Source organism: Phyllobacterium sp. SB3 (genome assembly GCF_040009165.1).
Classification (GTDB): Bacteria; Pseudomonadota; Alphaproteobacteria; order Rhizobiales; family Rhizobiaceae; genus Phyllobacterium.
This window is the reverse complement of record NZ_JBDYKI010000011.1, coordinates 107,771-122,185: the sequence shown is the minus strand read 5'-3', so window position 1 is coordinate 122,185 and position 14,415 is coordinate 107,771. Positions and strand designations below refer to the sequence as shown.

Below are 14,415 nucleotides of genomic sequence, written 5' to 3'. Positions count from 1 at the left end.
CTCGGCTCGAGCGTCACTAAAAGCCAGAGAAGCGCATTAGTTCGATACCGGGAGGTTCCAGCATGGCAGAAACGCACAGCCGAGGTTTGCTGTCTTTAAACAGCGGCTCGCAGCACTTAACGACCTTCGTTCAAATCCCTGACTTAAACGTCATTGAGATATTGGTCAGAACTGCACTCGATTCCTTTATACTTGACTGCCAGCACGGAATGTTTAGCGGGTCGACAATTGGTCCTGCCATAGCTGCAGCGGCTTATTCCGATAAGCCAGCACTTATACGCATTCCAGTCGGTGATTTTGCGTTTGCCAGCAGAGCACTGGATCTTGGTGCAGCCGCAATCATTTGCCCAATGATCAACAGCGCCGCAGACGCAAGGCAGTTGGTAACCTTCGTAAAATACCCCCCGGTAGGACTTCGAAGCTGGGGTCCCCGTCGAGCGCTTCCGCTGTCCGGACTTAGCGGCGATCTCTATTTGCAACGCAGCAATGAATTGACCCAGTGTTTTGTCATGATCGAAACGGCGGAGGCACTCAGCAACCTTGACGAGATTCTCAGAGTAGAGGGCGTCGACGGTGTGTTCGTCGGACCAACCGACCTTTCTGTTTCACTTACCAACGGCAGATCCCTCGCAGTAACTTCCGATATGGTACTCACGGCTGTCGAAACCGTCGCCGCATCTTGCCGCCAGCATGGCAAACACGCAGGCATTTTTGCACTCGACGCTCAACAGGCGGTTGGCCATTTCCAGCGCGGCTTCAACTTTGTCGCGCTTGCCCAGGATGCGATGTTCATGTCACAGGCGGCGGATTCCGGCTGCGCTAGAGTACGCGAACTCTCCAATGGAAGCGTCCGATGAGCCGGGAAGTCATATTGACCTGCGCAATAAATGGTGGAGGAACCGCTGCTTTGGCGGAACATCCCGCGATCCCAATTACGCCAGGTGATATTGCCAAAGAAGTCATGCATGCCTCGCAGAACGGTGCGGCTATCGCCCATATACATGTGCGAGATCCTCAGACAGGTCACGGTTCGAATAGTTTTGAACTCTATTCCGCAGTCGTCGCAATGGTGCGCTCAAGCGGGACGGATATTGTTCTCAATCTTACTTGCAGCATGGCATCGCTCGTATCGCTGGAATGGAGCGACGGCTTGAGATTGGCCGACGGAACCTCTCTTGCGATGCCGATAGAGCGCATCCGGCACGCACTGGAACTAAAGCCTGAGATAGCAACGATTGATTGTGGCGTTTTCGGCATCGGCGAGAGCATTTTCGTAGGGCGGCCCTCAGATTTAAGATCAATGGCCGTATTGATGAGGGATGCCGGAATACGACCGGAACTCGAATGCTTTGACCTCGGGCAAATTGAGACGGCCAAGAAACTGATTGAGGAAGGCTATGTCGAGAAGCCTTCCTTCATCCAGCTATGTCTTGGCACCGGCTATGGCGCGCCAGATACACTTTCGGCGCTGGAAGGAATGCGAGCTCAGCTGCCGGCACAATCAATCTGGGCTGCTTTTGGCTGCGGACGCAACCAGCTTGGGCTGGTGCCGCACATTGTACGGGCTGGGGGGCACATTCGCGTCGGTCTGGAAGATACGAGGTTCATGCCGGATGGTTCGAAAGCCACGAATGCCAGTTTGATTGCCGCCGCCGCAAATATTGTCCGCTCGCAAGGGTGTTCACTGGCTACGCCGGCGCAAGCACGACAGATACTGAAATTGAAAGGCGCGTGATGTCGATGGAAGTTTTAATGAAAGATCCCACCAGTGGAACGGCGCCTCGAATAAAGACGACGACCTACTCTCTCGCTGTAGATATAGGTGGCACATTTACGGATATTGTTCTTCGTGCTGATGACGGCACTTTGTTCGTTGATAAAACATTGTCGACTCATCAGAACTTGCTGGAAGGCTTTTTTCGAGGGGTTCACTCCGTACTGGACAAGGCAAAGGTCGAACCGGCGAGCCTGACAGGAGTTGTGGTGCACGCTACCACGGTCGTGACTAACGCATTGATCGAGCGCAAAGGCCCGCCAACCGCGCTTGTTACAACTGAAGGTTTTCGCGATATTCTGTCAATTCGCAACGAACATCGCTATGAGATGTTCGATCTCCAGATCGAATTTCCAGAACCTCTGGTCCCGGCTGAATTCACGTTCGGCATTTCAGAGCGCACATTTGCCGACGGCACGATCCGAAAAGCAGTCCATCCTGCGGACATTGAAAAATTAGCAGGCGAGCTGCGCGCAAAGGGCATTGCATCCGTTGCAGTCTGTCTTCTGAATTCGTTTCGCAATGCAGCGAATGAGGAAGCGGTCCTCGAAGGATTGAAGAAGGCTTTGCCTGAGATTTATGTCAGTCTTTCCTCGTCCGTCGCGCCGCAGATCCGTGAATATCCGCGCGCCTCGACAACGGCGGTCAATGCATTCACAATGCCGATAACAGAGCCTTATCTTAAGGCGCTTGCGGGAAAATTGATCGAAGAAGGCATCAAGAATAAACCGCTGATCATGCTAAGTTCTGGCGGTGTGATCGGTGCTGATATAGCAGGCCGCAATCCCGTGCGCATGATTGAAAGCGGCCCTGCCGCCGGGGCACTGGCAGCGACGCATTTTGCCCGACAATTGGACATGACCCGACTGCTCTCCTTCGACATGGGCGGAACGACGGCCAAAGCGTGCCTGATCGAAGATTTCGCGCCACTCGTGACCGGGGCTTTCGAAGTAGACCGGGTTTACCGGTTCTGCGAAGGCAGCGGGATGCCGCTCACGATCCCATCTATCGACATGATCGAAATTGGTGCGGGCGGCGGCAGTATCGCATCTGTCGATAGTCTTGGGTTGCTGAAAGTTGGACCGCGCAGCGCCGGTTCGGAGCCTGGTCCTGCTTGTTACGGTCGTGGTGGTGAACAAGCCACGGTAACGGATGCCGACGTGGCCTTGGGTCTGCTTGATCCCGACGGATTTCTAGGTGGCGACATGCCGCTGGACAAGACTGCAGCACTTCACGCGCTAGAGGGGCTGGGCAAAAAGCTTGGCACGGGAACCATACAAACGGCTCGTGGTATTTTCAGAATTGTCGCTGAGACGATGGCACTTGCGGCACGGGCGCACGCAACGGATCGGGGCGTTGACTACAGAGGTATGCCCCTGCTCGCATTCGGCGGTGCTGGACCGGTTCATGCCTGCGCCGTTGGGGAGTTGCTGCAAAGTACCAGCGTCATCTTTCCACCCCAGGCAAGCGTGCTCTCTGCCTTCGGTACACTGGTCACGCCCGTGAGACTGGACCTGGTCAGAAGCGGGCTTTCAAGACTGGATGAACTTGAATGGACCAGGGTCGATACAATACTCGACAGCATGATCGAAGAAGGAAATGCTGCCTTAGGGGACGCCGGATGCACGACTGCAGATATTCACCTCAATTTTGGAGCTGATCTCAGATATTTCGGTCAGCAGAATGAGGTTACTGTCTTTCTCGAAACGAATCCTCGCCAGGAGCACGATTCCGAGGCAATACGCAAAGCATTCGAGACGGCATACTTCGCGCAATATGGCGTTACGCCCTCTCACGTTCCAATCGAAGTCGTGAGCTGGCGGGTCACTGCAATGGGCCCGGAGATCACGGTGCAGACGCAGCGTCTGACCGATGAAAACCGAACAGATGTGCCACCCACGAAGCGAACTGTTCATTTGTGGGAGGATGATGGCCAAGTCGCGCTCTATCAGCGAAACCACCTGCGAATTGCACAAACGATCGCCGGACCGGCAATAATCGAAGAGCGGGAAACCACTATCGTCATACCACCAAGATGGGCCGCCACGGTCAATGAAATCGGATGCATAGTCGCCACGAGGAATGGAATATGATGGACGGCATCGAACTCGAAATACTTTGGTCAAATCTTATCGGGCTGGTCACGGAACAGGCAAAGGCTCTGCAACGCATCGCTTTCAGCCCGATTGTCCGGGAGGCTGGCGATCTGGCCACGGCACTCTTTGATCCAAAGGGCCGGATGGTCGCTCAGGCTACAACTGGAACGCCGGGTCACATCAATTCGCTGGGGCACGCCGGCTTTGCCCTGGCAGAGATGTTCAAAGGACAGTTCGTAGAGGGCGATGTGATCATTACAAACGATCCATGGCTTTCCGCAGGACACTTTTTCGACATCACTATTTTCTCGCCAGCTTTTGTTGATGGAAGACTGATCGCGTTTTTGGGGTCAACCATCCATCACACAGATATCGGCGGCTATGGGATAGGCGCCGGAGCACGTGATGTACACGAGGAGGGCCTCTGGATTCCGCCATCCAAGCTATACTCGGCCGGTGAGCCCAACGAGATGCTCCATAATATTATCAGGCACAATGTGCGGACGCCCGACCACGTATTCGGCGATCTGTCAGCGCAAGTCTCCAGCGGAAAGATCGGCGGCGAGAGGCTGGCCACATTCTGCGCATTACACGGACTTGATGACATTGACGAGCTATCCGAACAGATCATCAGTCGTTCAGAAGCTGCTACCCGACAAGCGATATCCGAACTGCCTGCGGGAACTTGGCACGGGGAAAGCAAGATCGACGTTCCAGGCGGGGATTTGATCGAGTTGATGGCGGCTGTGACAATCGACCCCATCGCGGGCGATATCATAATCGATTTTGCGGGCAGCTCGGGAGCGAGCAGAAGCGGCGTCAATGTGGTCATGAACTACACGCACGCCTATTCGACATTTGCAATACGCAGCTGCCTCAATCCATCGTTGCCAAACAATTACGGCTCGCTGTCTCCCATAAAAGTAAAAGCGCCGAAAGGCTGCATCCTGAATGCGCAGTACCCTTCCCCGGTCAATGCCAGACATGTTGTGGGAATGTTTGTTCCCATGCCCATTCTCAAAGCCCTTTACGAGGTAATACCTGACAAGGTCATTGCAGAGGGCTCGGGCGCGGTATGGACTGTGCAGATCCAGGGTCAGAAGGCGGACGGTTCGCCTTTCACGTCATCCATGTTCAACTATTCTGGCGGCATGGGAGCCCGTGCGACGAAGGATGGACCGGACGCGACCTGTTTCCCCACGGGTGTGGCGGCGGTGCCTGTGGAGATTCTTGAAGCAACGATGCCGATCGTTTTCGACAGGCGGGAACTCCGGGTCAGTTCGGGCGGCAAGGGCAAGTTTTCCGGAGGAGAAGGCCAGGTGATTGCATTTCACATGAACACGGACGTGCCCTGGACACTCAACGCGGTTCCAAGCCGGTTGAATTGCCCGGCAGAAGGCATGGCCGGCGGTAATCCAGGCGCGGTAGGCAAGTTCATTGTCAACGGTGAAGCCGTCATCGTTGCCAACAAAATCCTCATGCAACCCGATGACCATGTTCTCATGGAGACACCAGGTGGTGGTGGCTACGGCCCGGCGGCGTAATATTTCTTGCCGGAAACTAAAAAACAACAAGGGAGGGAACACAAATGAAAAAAATAGTGATTGCGGCGATGGCCATCATGGGTGTCGTGACAGCGGGAGCATCCAAAGCCGAAGACAACATTAAGATCGGCGTATCCGTCGGTCTCACGGGCTATGCCGCTACAGCTGATAATGGCTGGCGAGACGGTGTAATGCTTGCGGCTGATTATCTAAATGCGCATGGCGGTATTTTGAACCGGCAAATAATTGTGCAAGCCGAAGATAACCGTTCGGAGCCGCAGGAGGCGGTGACGATCTATAAAAAGTTGATCACATCTGATAAAGTCGACATCCTGGTCAACGGCGTTCTGTCTGCGGGCAATTTCGCCGGTGCTCCGCTGGCAGTACAGGCGGAAATTCCCATGTTGCTCGGCTCCATTCTTCCCAAGCCACCCGCTCAGGAAAAATGGGCTTTTACCCCGATAACACCACCAGCGTTCGAAATTGAAAAGCGCCTTGAGTATATAAGAGATTATACCTCGATCAAAAAGATCGCCGTCCTTTCCGACCCAAGCCCATACGGAAAGCTTCAGTCGGACATTGCAGAAAAGAGGGCAGAGTCGTTCGGTCTTACGCTGGTCGCCAATGAGCGATACAAGCAGGATGATGCCGACCTCAGTACGCAGATTATCAAGACAAAAGAAGCTGGCGCTGGTGCGATTTTAAAAATTGGTCTTGGCGGCACCACTTTGACTGCGGCAAAGAACATCAAACAGCTCGGTTTTGATGTGCTCTTGCTCACGTCGCTGGAGGACGTAGCGGTGTTCAAGCCTGTATCGGAAGTGCTTGGCGACAAGTTTTTCTTTGTGGCGTCACCTCCGCAAATCTACGACCTGCTGGATGACAGTCAGCAGAAAAAAGCAATCTGGCAGTTTCTTGAACCATGGCGCGCGAAGTATGGGCAGCGCGATCCAAACTGGGCAGTGAGGGGCTGGGATTCAGTGATGATAGCTGCTGAGGCAATGAAAAAAGCCCAGACTACTGAAGGAGCCAAGGTCCGCGATGCGATTGAGAAGCTATCAGGATTACAGGGTGCTGGCGGAATCTATAATTTTTCCCCTACAGCCCATTTCGGCATGACGGAAAACCCGCTCTCATTGATGCAGATTTCGGGTGGAGCCTTGGTTTTCGCCAAGTAAATCGTACTGGGAGGTATGAGCGTGGAGGTACCGGAAAATAGATTTCTCGAAGTCAGGGAATTGACCGCGAACTACGGCAATGTACAGGCCCTGCGTCCGACAAGTTTTCATCTCGACAAGGGTGAGTTTGTTGCCGTTCTCGGGCCGAACGGTGCAGGCAAATCCACGCTCATGCGCGCCACTATGGGACTTGTCGAAAATTCGGGCTCGGTGGCATTTCTCGGACAGGAAACAAAACGCAACAATCCGGCCAATCTTGCGTCAAAAGGAATAATTCTCGTGCCGGAGGGGAGGGGAATTTTTTCTCCGATGACGGTTTTGGAAAATCTTGAGCTGGGCGCATATCTGCTCGGTTCGAGATCAACCGTTACCGGCGAAAGAATGTCAAAAGTTCTTGGTCTGTTTCCTCGCCTGAAGGAAAGGCTCACGCAGATCGCGGGTTCGCTATCGGGAGGGGAACAGCAGATGTTGGCTGTCGGTCGCGCATTAATGGCAGGACCGAAACTCCTCCTGCTTGATGAACCGTCTCTTGGATTGGCGCCGCGCATCATAGGAGAAATACTCGAGGCGCTGGGGCAGTTAAACCGGGAGGGGCTGACTATCATGCTTGTAGAGCAAAAAGCTCCTCTCGCCTTACGGCTTGCCAGCCGTGTCTACATTCTGTCGCTTGGCCGAGTGGTTGCCGAAATCGATCCGAGAGAGATCAAATCCCATGACGATCTTGCCCATTACTACTTCACCTAATCCGATAATGCGGATAGCGGCATTTACACCGTATGTCGCAACCCTCCTTGTCCTTATTTACGCGCTAACTGGAGATGGCTATCTGGCGTCGGTGCTCGGCTTTGCGCTCATCTACACGGTCTTCGTGACTGGATTGAACATCTTCATGGGCTATACCGGACAGGTTTCATTCGGGCAAAATGCTTTTGCAGCCATTGGCGGCTACAGCTCGGCCTGGTTGAGCGTAACCATGGAATGGGAGCCGCTGGTCGGTCTGGTAATCGGTTGCTGTCTATCGGTCGCCGCCGCAATATTGATCGGCTATCCAACTTTGCGGCTCAAAGGCCATTATTTGGCAATGGGTACATTGGCAATCGGTTTGATCGTCTATGAGATTGCCATTCAATGGGAGGACGTTACTGGTGGGTACACGGGAATCTCGGGGATCGCACCGCTTGGCATCGGCGATTATCAAGCCAATACGGACAATCAAAAACTGGTTGTGCTGGCAATTATAGCAGGCACTGGGCTCTTGATGTCTCGTTTTATACGCCAATCGAGGCTGGGGCGCGCTTTCGCCGCCATCGCAGGAAGCGAAAACGCAGCCCTGGCATTGGGCATCAATGTTTCTCGCTACAAGCTGGTCGCCTTCGTTATCGCCGCGCTCTATGCATCTGTTAGTGGTTGGCTTTTTGTCCACGTCGTCGGCTATGTGAGCCCTGAGGTCTTCGGCCTCCACATGGTCAATCTTGGTTTTACCATGCTGTATGTGGGCGGCTTGGGATCCTCGCTCGGACCTCTTATCGGCGCTGTCATAATAAGCCTGCTGCCCGAGACCTTTAGAGCCTTCAAAGATTACCAAGACTTGTTTTACGGCACGACTCTAATCGTAATCCTCATCTATGCACCAAATGGTTTGGCCTCGATTGGCTCTTTCCTGACCGAGAAATTGCGGAGTGGCCGATGAAAATTCTCGAGGTAAACGCTCTTGGAAAGCAGTATGGCGGGCTCGTTGCAGCGAAAGACATTTCGTTTGACGTAGAAAATGGAAGCATAACTGCCGTGATAGGTCCCAACGGCGCCGGTAAAACGACACTCTTCAACATGATCTCGGGTTTCGTTACTCCAACCGGAGGTTTGGTCCGTTTTGAAGGAAATGATTTGACGGGATTTTCTCCCGACCAGATCGCCAAACTGGGATTGGTACGCACGTTTCAACTTGTCCAGCTGTTCAAATCGCTAACGGTACTGGAGAACGTCGAAGTTGGTTCACATCTTCGCACACAAGGAAATCTTGGCGCAGCCCTCCTCAGACCCGGATGGGCCAGGCAGCAGGAACTGGATGTCCGTAAGAATGCCAACGCAATACTTTCGTCTGTTGGCTTGTCCGCTCATGCGGAAGATTTGGCGGGCATTCTTCCATATGGCCAGCAGCGTCTGCTCGAGATTGCCCGGGCGCTGGCCGCAGAACCGAAGCTGCTTCTTTTGGATGAGCCTGCTGCCGGTCTTGATCGTAATGAAACCGAGCGATTGGCCGAGATAATCCGAAACGTGGCAGCCAATGGCACGACAGTGCTTCTGATTGAACATGACATGTCACTGATAATGGACATAGCACAACACATTGTGGTTCTCGATTTCGGGCGATGTATAGCGAGTGGGACGCCAGACCAAATACGTAAAGATCCCGCGGTCCTTGAGGCGTATCTGGGCGGAATGGAGGCCACACATGTTTGAATCTTCGGCTTTGGCACAGGTCCTTGTGAGTGGAATAGGAGTTGGCTGTATCTACGGCCTCATCGCGATCGGTTTTTGCGTGATTTACAATGCAAGTGGCATCGTCAATTTCTCCCAAGGTGCATTCGTTATGCTGGGCGGAATGCTTACACACTTTTTCATGACCTATTATAATTTCCCCATGCCTGTTGCTGCCGTCACTGCCGTTGTGCTCGTGGTTGTGGTTGGCGTGGCAATCGAACGGCTGGTAGTCAGGCCGCTGTGGAACCGCAATGCTTCCATGTTCGCCATGATCCTCGCCACGTTGGCGGTACAGATTGTTGTTGAGCGCGCCACGCTTCTGTTTTTGGGCGATCAGCCAAAAGCTCTCCCCGTGTTCACAGACCTGCCACCAATCATGCTCGGAAGTGTAGCTGTATCTTATCAGCTCCTATGGAATGTCGGAGCATCAATCCTGCTTGTCGTCATTCTCGGGGTGTTTTTCAAGCGCACACTTATAGGAAAGGCACTACGCGCCTGTGCGGTCGATAGACAGGCCGCGCAGCTACAGGGTATTCCTGTATCTCGAATGTTGTCACTTGCGTTTGCAATCAGTGCCGGGCTTGGTGCAATAGCGGGAATTTTAATCGCGCCCACTCAGTACACTGCATTCAATGTGGGCACACCCTTTGCAATTTCCGGATTTATCGCTGCGATCATTGGCGGGTTTGGCAGGCCTGTAGGTGCGTTTGCCGGAGGGCTTGTCTTGGGGGTTTCACAATCCTTTGCGTCGGTCGCATTTGGATCGGGTCAAAAAAATATTGCCGCCTTGACCATATTGCTGATCTTCCTTTTCTTCAGGCCCTCGGGAATTATGGGCAAGGCTGCAGACAAATAGAAGTATCGATTATTAACACGTGTTGTATTGGGCGCATCGCAACGTCTGCTCATAAGGCACTATGTACTTCTTTCGACTGCTGGTTGGCAGTCCTAGAATTCTGTGAACGACGCGAAGGCAAAATCCGCTCTTATCGGCCTTTTCAAAGGAACGTTTATTGGTGACCTTTTTGGACGCCTAAATAGCACCTTGTCCCAGTGAGTTCAGGCCAATGTCGTTCAGAAATACGTTGTGTCTAACGACGGTTGTTGCTTCTAGATTCAAAATCGCTTTGCCACTGACGTCACCTAGGAGTCAACCATTCCTTCTTGATCTTCGCCTCGGTAACACAGAATGATCTTGCAGATACTGATGAAGCGCCGCCTGAGAGGACGCCAGATCTAATAAGATAGCGGAGCGCAAAGCGTTCGGATCGCGGCTGGCTGCAGCCTCAATTATGTTCTCATGGCGCCTATGATCCGAGCGCCCCTTATGGAGGATTGGATACATATAACGCAATGTTGGACCTATTCTGAGCCAAAGCGTTTCAACGATCTTAAGTCTTAGTGGTAGATTCGCACGCTTATAAATAGAAAAATGAAAAATCGCGTTCAACTTCAATACTTCGCGATAATCGCTTTGATCTAGCGCATCGAGAAAACTACTTTGAATCGATCCCAGGTTTTTCACGTCTTCATCTGTAATGTTTGGGGCGGCCGCCAGCGCCATTTCACCTTCCAGTGCGCTTCGAACTTCAAAAATCTCCTGGATTTCACCTTGTGTCCGTTCGGGAACAATAATCGCACCCGTATCCGTTGTCTCAAGTACACCCTCGGCCACCAGTCGCAAAACAGCTTCGCGAACCGGAGTAACACTCGACCGAAGCTCATCTGCTAATCTGCGAATGTTGATCCGTTCTTTTGGAGAATAGGAGCCGGCGGTGATAGCGTTGGCCAGCCATCTGTAAACTTGTCCACCAAGCGTTTCTCCACGTGTGAGCATATCGTTTATCGGTGACTGCTCTATGAGGGTCATCGGACCGCCTCGCTCCAGAAATTCGATATATCAAATTGCGGCGTAACAAGACGCTCTTAGCCTATGACAAGGTAGATTTCCACACTTTGTGTTGATGTATCCCGACAAAACATTGGTCTTGGACAATATAGACAGCGGATGTTCGACGGGCGAACTGTTTCGTCGAGGTTCCCAGTTGCCCATCCGCGGCTGGTTTTCTCTTTTGCCATCTTGGTTAGCAATTGTCCCTTAAAACCACTATTGAGAGGCGGTTAAATCCGCCTCTCAACTTCATACTATTTCCAAGAAAGCTACCTGTACAATAGTTTTACAGGACCAATCAAATGCGCGCCGTTACGGTTTTAACAGAGTAGTACGCGCGAAGCGCTTCCAAACCTTTTTCGCGGCCAAAACCACTATTTTTGGTTCCACCAAAGGGTGTCTCTACACCGCCTGCGAAAAACTGGTTGATGAAGACCTGACCAGCTGAAATATATTTGCTGAAGCGGAGGGCTTTCGACACATCCTTGGTATAGATACCGGCGACCAATCCGAACTCAGTTCCGTCCGCCAATTCGCACGCGTGATCGAAATTATCAGCGATCTGAACCGTTAGAACTGGTCCAAAAATTTCCTCCTGTACGCATTTTGTCGAGGGATCGCTGGCGACAAGCACCGTCGGCTCAAAAAACCAGCCACCCAGACCTTCGGGCTTGGCAATTTTGCCACCCGCGATCAGGTCTGCGCCCGCGGCGATGGACTCATTCACGATGTTTTCGATCTTCAACAATTGCGGGTGTGTGATGATCGGTCCGATATCCGGATTGTCGAGGCCACGGCCAAACGTGAAGGTCTTTATTCTTGCTACCAGTGCCGCCAGGAATGGCTCAGCGCAGCTTCGCTCAATGACCAGCCGGGAACCCGCTGAGCATACCTGACCGGCATTCGTGAAGATTGCTTTCAAAACACCTTCCAGGGCTGCATCCTGATCTGCATCGGCTAAGACGACCACAGGCGATTTTCCACCCAACTCCATAGTGACGGACGAGACATGTGAGGCCGCCGCTAGCATAACGGCCTTCCCGGTCGCGACAGAGCCAGTAAATGTGACGTGGGATATGCCGGTATGAGCAGTAAGGGGTGCCCCGGTCGTGCTTCCTGGGCCGCAGATGACGTTGACGACTCCAGCAGGAACGCCGGCCCTTTCCAGATAATAAGGCAGCATCAGTGCAGTGAGCGGAGTCTGCTCGGCCGGCTTGATGACGGCTGTTGCTCCAGCCGCCAGTGCGGGAGCGAGACCACGCGCAGTTGTTACGAGCGGAAAGTTCCATGGTATAATATGGGCCGTCGCTCCAATCGGCTCATGCATGGTGAATGAGACAAAGTCGGGACCGAGAGGGATGGTGTCTCCTTGAAGCTTGTCAGCAATGCCGCCGTAATATTCGAAGTAGCGGGCGGATGTCTCGATATCGCCCTTTGCCTCACGGAGAGGCTTGCCACTGTCGAGCGACTCGACATTCGCAAGCCGTTCGGCATCTAGGCGAATTTCCTGGGCAATACGGATCAGCATGCGGCTTCGCTCTGCTGGCGTCACCTTCGCCCATGCTCCCTTCAGAGCCTTCCTCGATGAATCCACTGCCTTGTTCACGATACTGGAGTCACTTACGGGAACGTCGCAAATGACCTCTCCAGTGGCTGGATCAAATGTTGGGTGGGTGGCGCCGGACACAGACAGTCGTTTACCGTCGACATAAGGGTCAAGAGAGATGCCTTCGAGGAATTTGTGGTTGGTCATTGGTGTTCCCTATTCGGATGCAGTGATTTCGTCGGGTTCTCTGGCGGCGCCCGCATCCTTATCGGCTGCGAGTTGTGCCAGCTTCACCGGCCTCAAGGGAGGCCGAGCGCGGGGGTGGGCAGGTTGGGCTTCAGCATCGAAGCCAAGCAGTTTGGACGCCACATGGAGACAATTTCTTCCCTGACAACGCCCCATTCCTAGACGGCTCGATATTTTTAGCGCGTTTAAGTTGTCACCATCACTGTTTGGGTCGGCAGCAAGGCGTCCGAGGGTAATTTCTTCACAGCGGCAGATAATCGTGTCGGCTGTCGCGGCAATGAGCGGTTTGGACGTGGCGTAGGCAAGATTGAGAAACCGGCGATATCGATCAAGGCGGTCATAACGTGCTTTGAGTGAGGCTGGGCTGGATCGACGAAGGATCGCATTAGCCGCAATCTTTCCCTCCATCAGGCCGATTTCAGCACCGCCAATTCCAGCACCGTCTCCAATTGCATAAACACCGTTCACACTTGTTTCCAGCTCAGCGCTACGTTGCGGCACCACGCCATTAAGTTCAGACTTGAGCTCCATTCGGCATCCCATGACGCGCGCGGTCTCCGATCCCGGCAGAAGGCCATACCCAATGACAAGAGTGTCGGCCTGAATCCAGCGCTGGCTCTTGCGAACGGGCCGTCCGTCAACGCCGATCGGAGCGATAGCGACCACTTGCAGACAATCTTTGCCTCTGGCCTCGGCAATCATCCATCCAGTCTTAAATGGCGTGCCTGATTGCAAAATACGTGCCCGGTATCCCAAGCCGGTTGCCAGGATTTTTGGTGACGCGACCAATCCTCTCAGCGCCGAAGTGACAAGCTTCCTATCCAGCTGTGCTTCGAGGACTGCCTCGATTTGTGCACCGGCCGCGATCATCGTTGCTGCAGCAACGAGCACCAACGGGCCATTGCCAGCGATGACCATACGCCCATTGGGAACGAGACCATGTGCCTTGGCCAGATTGAGGCACCCACCGGCAGATATGACGCCAGGCAGAGTCCAGCCCGGAAACGGAAGTGATTTCTCTTGAGCCCCAGTTGCGATGACCACATTTGAAGCGCGGATCCGTCCGCTGCCTGCTTGTCCGGCATAGGCTATCGTCCTGGGATCGGGCATACCCCATGCAATTGTCGAGGGCAGGTAACGCACTCCCTGCAAGGTTAGCACTTTGGCAAGTTCGTCAAAACGCGTCTTGTCCCGCAGCAGTCGTGCGTTTGGAGCGGTACCGTAGGCGGTGGGCAGCTGGCGGAAATATTGACCGCCTGCAATCGGGTTGTCGTCGATCAGAACAACCTCGCGACCCGCTTGGGCAAGCTCTGCAGCACAGGACAAGCCGGCGGGGCCCGCTCCGATGATGACAACGGGGTCAGTCATCTTGTCAGCTGCCCGTCTGCGAAGGAGATTGCCAGTCCATCACTGATGGGGTGTACACAACTTCTGACTACTCCAGTGCCTTCGACATTCACTGCACATTCCCAGCAAAGGCCCATGCCGCAATAGTACCCACGCGGTTCGTGGTCTTGCCGCGTCCTTCTCAAGGCCACTACACCCGCTCGCATCATTGCCGATGCGATGCTTTCGCCAGCGCATCCAGTGTAGCATTTACCTTCGAAAGTGAAATGGACAACAGGTCCCGATTGAGTAACGCCTTGGATGAAACGCATA

General features: G+C 53.5%; 13 protein-coding genes. 9 read left to right on the top strand and 4 right to left on the bottom strand.

All coding sequences use genetic code 11. From position 1 onward, the window contains the following. Positions 1–62: 62 nt before the first annotated feature. From ABKW30_RS26930 to ABKW30_RS26890, 9 genes are read left to right on the top strand one after another with little or no spacing between them, the layout of a single operon-like run. A complete protein-coding gene (locus tag ABKW30_RS26930; RefSeq protein WP_348602030.1) occupies positions 63–857 on the top strand; it encodes an aldolase/citrate lyase family protein in 795 nt (264 codons plus the stop codon). Then, a complete protein-coding gene (locus ABKW30_RS26925) occupies positions 854–1,735 on the top strand; it encodes a 3-keto-5-aminohexanoate cleavage protein (protein ID WP_348602029.1) in 882 nt (293 codons plus the stop codon). The genes ABKW30_RS26930 and ABKW30_RS26925 overlap by 4 nt, the downstream gene beginning before the upstream one ends. A 17-nt stretch (positions 1,736–1,752) precedes the next feature. Beyond that, positions 1,753–3,867, top strand: coding sequence for a hydantoinase/oxoprolinase family protein (locus ABKW30_RS26920; RefSeq protein ID WP_348602028.1), 2,115 nt, complete (start codon positions 1,753–1,755; stop codon positions 3,865–3,867). Further along, positions 3,864–5,414 carry a hydantoinase B/oxoprolinase family protein gene (locus ABKW30_RS26915; RefSeq protein WP_348602027.1) on the top strand — a complete coding sequence of 517 codons (1,551 nt, stop codon included), beginning with the start codon at positions 3,864–3,866 and terminating at the stop codon, positions 5,412–5,414. Before ABKW30_RS26920 ends, ABKW30_RS26915 begins: the two co-directional genes overlap by 4 nt. A 44-nt stretch (positions 5,415–5,458) precedes the next feature. Next, the gene (locus ABKW30_RS26910) at positions 5,459–6,592 is read left to right on the top strand and encodes an ABC transporter substrate-binding protein (protein ID WP_348602026.1); all 1,134 of its coding nucleotides are present in this window, start codon (positions 5,459–5,461) and stop codon (positions 6,590–6,592) included. 15 nt (positions 6,593–6,607) lie between these two features. After that, entirely contained in the window at positions 6,608–7,336 is a 729-nt protein-coding gene (locus tag ABKW30_RS26905) for an ABC transporter ATP-binding protein (RefSeq protein WP_348602025.1), read from the top strand. Next, positions 7,305–8,282 carry a branched-chain amino acid ABC transporter permease gene (locus ABKW30_RS26900; protein WP_348602024.1) on the top strand — a complete coding sequence of 326 codons (978 nt, stop codon included), beginning with the start codon at positions 7,305–7,307 and terminating at the stop codon, positions 8,280–8,282. Before ABKW30_RS26905 ends, ABKW30_RS26900 begins: the two co-directional genes overlap by 32 nt. Then, positions 8,279–9,052, top strand: a complete 774-nt coding sequence (locus ABKW30_RS26895; RefSeq protein WP_348602023.1) for an ABC transporter ATP-binding protein — start codon at positions 8,279–8,281, stop codon at positions 9,050–9,052. Before ABKW30_RS26900 ends, ABKW30_RS26895 begins: the two co-directional genes overlap by 4 nt. Then, a complete protein-coding gene (locus ABKW30_RS26890) occupies positions 9,045–9,929 on the top strand; it encodes a branched-chain amino acid ABC transporter permease (RefSeq protein WP_348602022.1) in 885 nt (294 codons plus the stop codon). Before ABKW30_RS26895 ends, ABKW30_RS26890 begins: the two co-directional genes overlap by 8 nt. Positions 9,930–10,223: 294 nt before the next feature. On the opposite strand, the gene ABKW30_RS26885 is transcribed toward ABKW30_RS26890, so the two are convergent. The 4 genes from ABKW30_RS26885 to ABKW30_RS26870 all read right to left on the bottom strand — a co-directional run bounded on the left by ABKW30_RS26885 (position 10,224) and on the right by ABKW30_RS26870 (position 14,414). Then, positions 10,224–10,943: a GntR family transcriptional regulator gene (locus ABKW30_RS26885; protein ID WP_348602021.1), complete on the bottom strand. Its 720-nt coding sequence runs from the start codon at positions 10,941–10,943 to the stop codon at positions 10,224–10,226. A 319-nt stretch (positions 10,944–11,262) separates the two neighbouring features. Then, positions 11,263–12,717 (bottom strand): aldehyde dehydrogenase family protein, encoded by a 1,455-nt coding sequence (locus ABKW30_RS26880; RefSeq protein WP_348602020.1) that lies wholly within the window; start codon positions 12,715–12,717, stop codon positions 11,263–11,265. Positions 12,718–12,726: 9 nt separating this feature from the next. Beyond that, positions 12,727–14,124 carry an NAD(P)/FAD-dependent oxidoreductase gene (locus tag ABKW30_RS26875; RefSeq protein WP_348602019.1) on the bottom strand — a complete coding sequence of 466 codons (1,398 nt, stop codon included), beginning with the start codon at positions 14,122–14,124 and terminating at the stop codon, positions 12,727–12,729. Further along, positions 14,121–14,414: a (2Fe-2S)-binding protein gene (locus ABKW30_RS26870; RefSeq protein ID WP_348602066.1), complete on the bottom strand. Its 294-nt coding sequence runs from the start codon at positions 14,412–14,414 to the stop codon at positions 14,121–14,123. The genes ABKW30_RS26875 and ABKW30_RS26870 overlap by 4 nt, the downstream gene beginning before the upstream one ends. Between the last annotated feature and the right edge of the window lies 1 nt (position 14,415).

Bases quoted from the DNA above. Each gene is read 5' to 3' on its own strand.
- ABKW30_RS26870 (WP_348602066.1), bottom strand. From the start codon at position 14,414: ATGCGTTTCATCCAAGGCGTTACTCAATCGGGACCTGTTGTCCATTTC.
- ABKW30_RS26910 (WP_348602026.1), top strand. From the start codon at position 5,459: ATGAAAAAAATAGTGATTGCGGCGATGGCCATCATGGGTGTCGTGACA.
- ABKW30_RS26890 (WP_348602022.1), top strand. From the start codon at position 9,045: ATGTTTGAATCTTCGGCTTTGGCACAGGTCCTTGTGAGTGGAATAGGA.
- ABKW30_RS26875 (WP_348602019.1), bottom strand. From the start codon at position 14,124: ATGACTGACCCCGTTGTCATCATCGGAGCGGGCCCCGCCGGCTTGTCC.
- ABKW30_RS26930 (WP_348602030.1), top strand. From the start codon at position 63: ATGGCAGAAACGCACAGCCGAGGTTTGCTGTCTTTAAACAGCGGCTCG.
- ABKW30_RS26880 (WP_348602020.1), bottom strand. From the start codon at position 12,717: ATGACCAACCACAAATTCCTCGAAGGCATCTCTCTTGACCCTTATGTC.
- ABKW30_RS26905 (WP_348602025.1), top strand. From the start codon at position 6,608: ATGAGCGTGGAGGTACCGGAAAATAGATTTCTCGAAGTCAGGGAATTG.
- ABKW30_RS26900 (WP_348602024.1), top strand. From the start codon at position 7,305: ATGACGATCTTGCCCATTACTACTTCACCTAATCCGATAATGCGGATA.
- ABKW30_RS26915 (WP_348602027.1), top strand. From the start codon at position 3,864: ATGATGGACGGCATCGAACTCGAAATACTTTGGTCAAATCTTATCGGG.
- ABKW30_RS26885 (WP_348602021.1), bottom strand. From the start codon at position 10,943: ATGACCCTCATAGAGCAGTCACCGATAAACGATATGCTCACACGTGGA.
- ABKW30_RS26920 (WP_348602028.1), top strand. From the start codon at position 1,753: ATGAAAGATCCCACCAGTGGAACGGCGCCTCGAATAAAGACGACGACC.
- ABKW30_RS26895 (WP_348602023.1), top strand. From the start codon at position 8,279: ATGAAAATTCTCGAGGTAAACGCTCTTGGAAAGCAGTATGGCGGGCTC.
- ABKW30_RS26925 (WP_348602029.1), top strand. From the start codon at position 854: ATGAGCCGGGAAGTCATATTGACCTGCGCAATAAATGGTGGAGGAACC.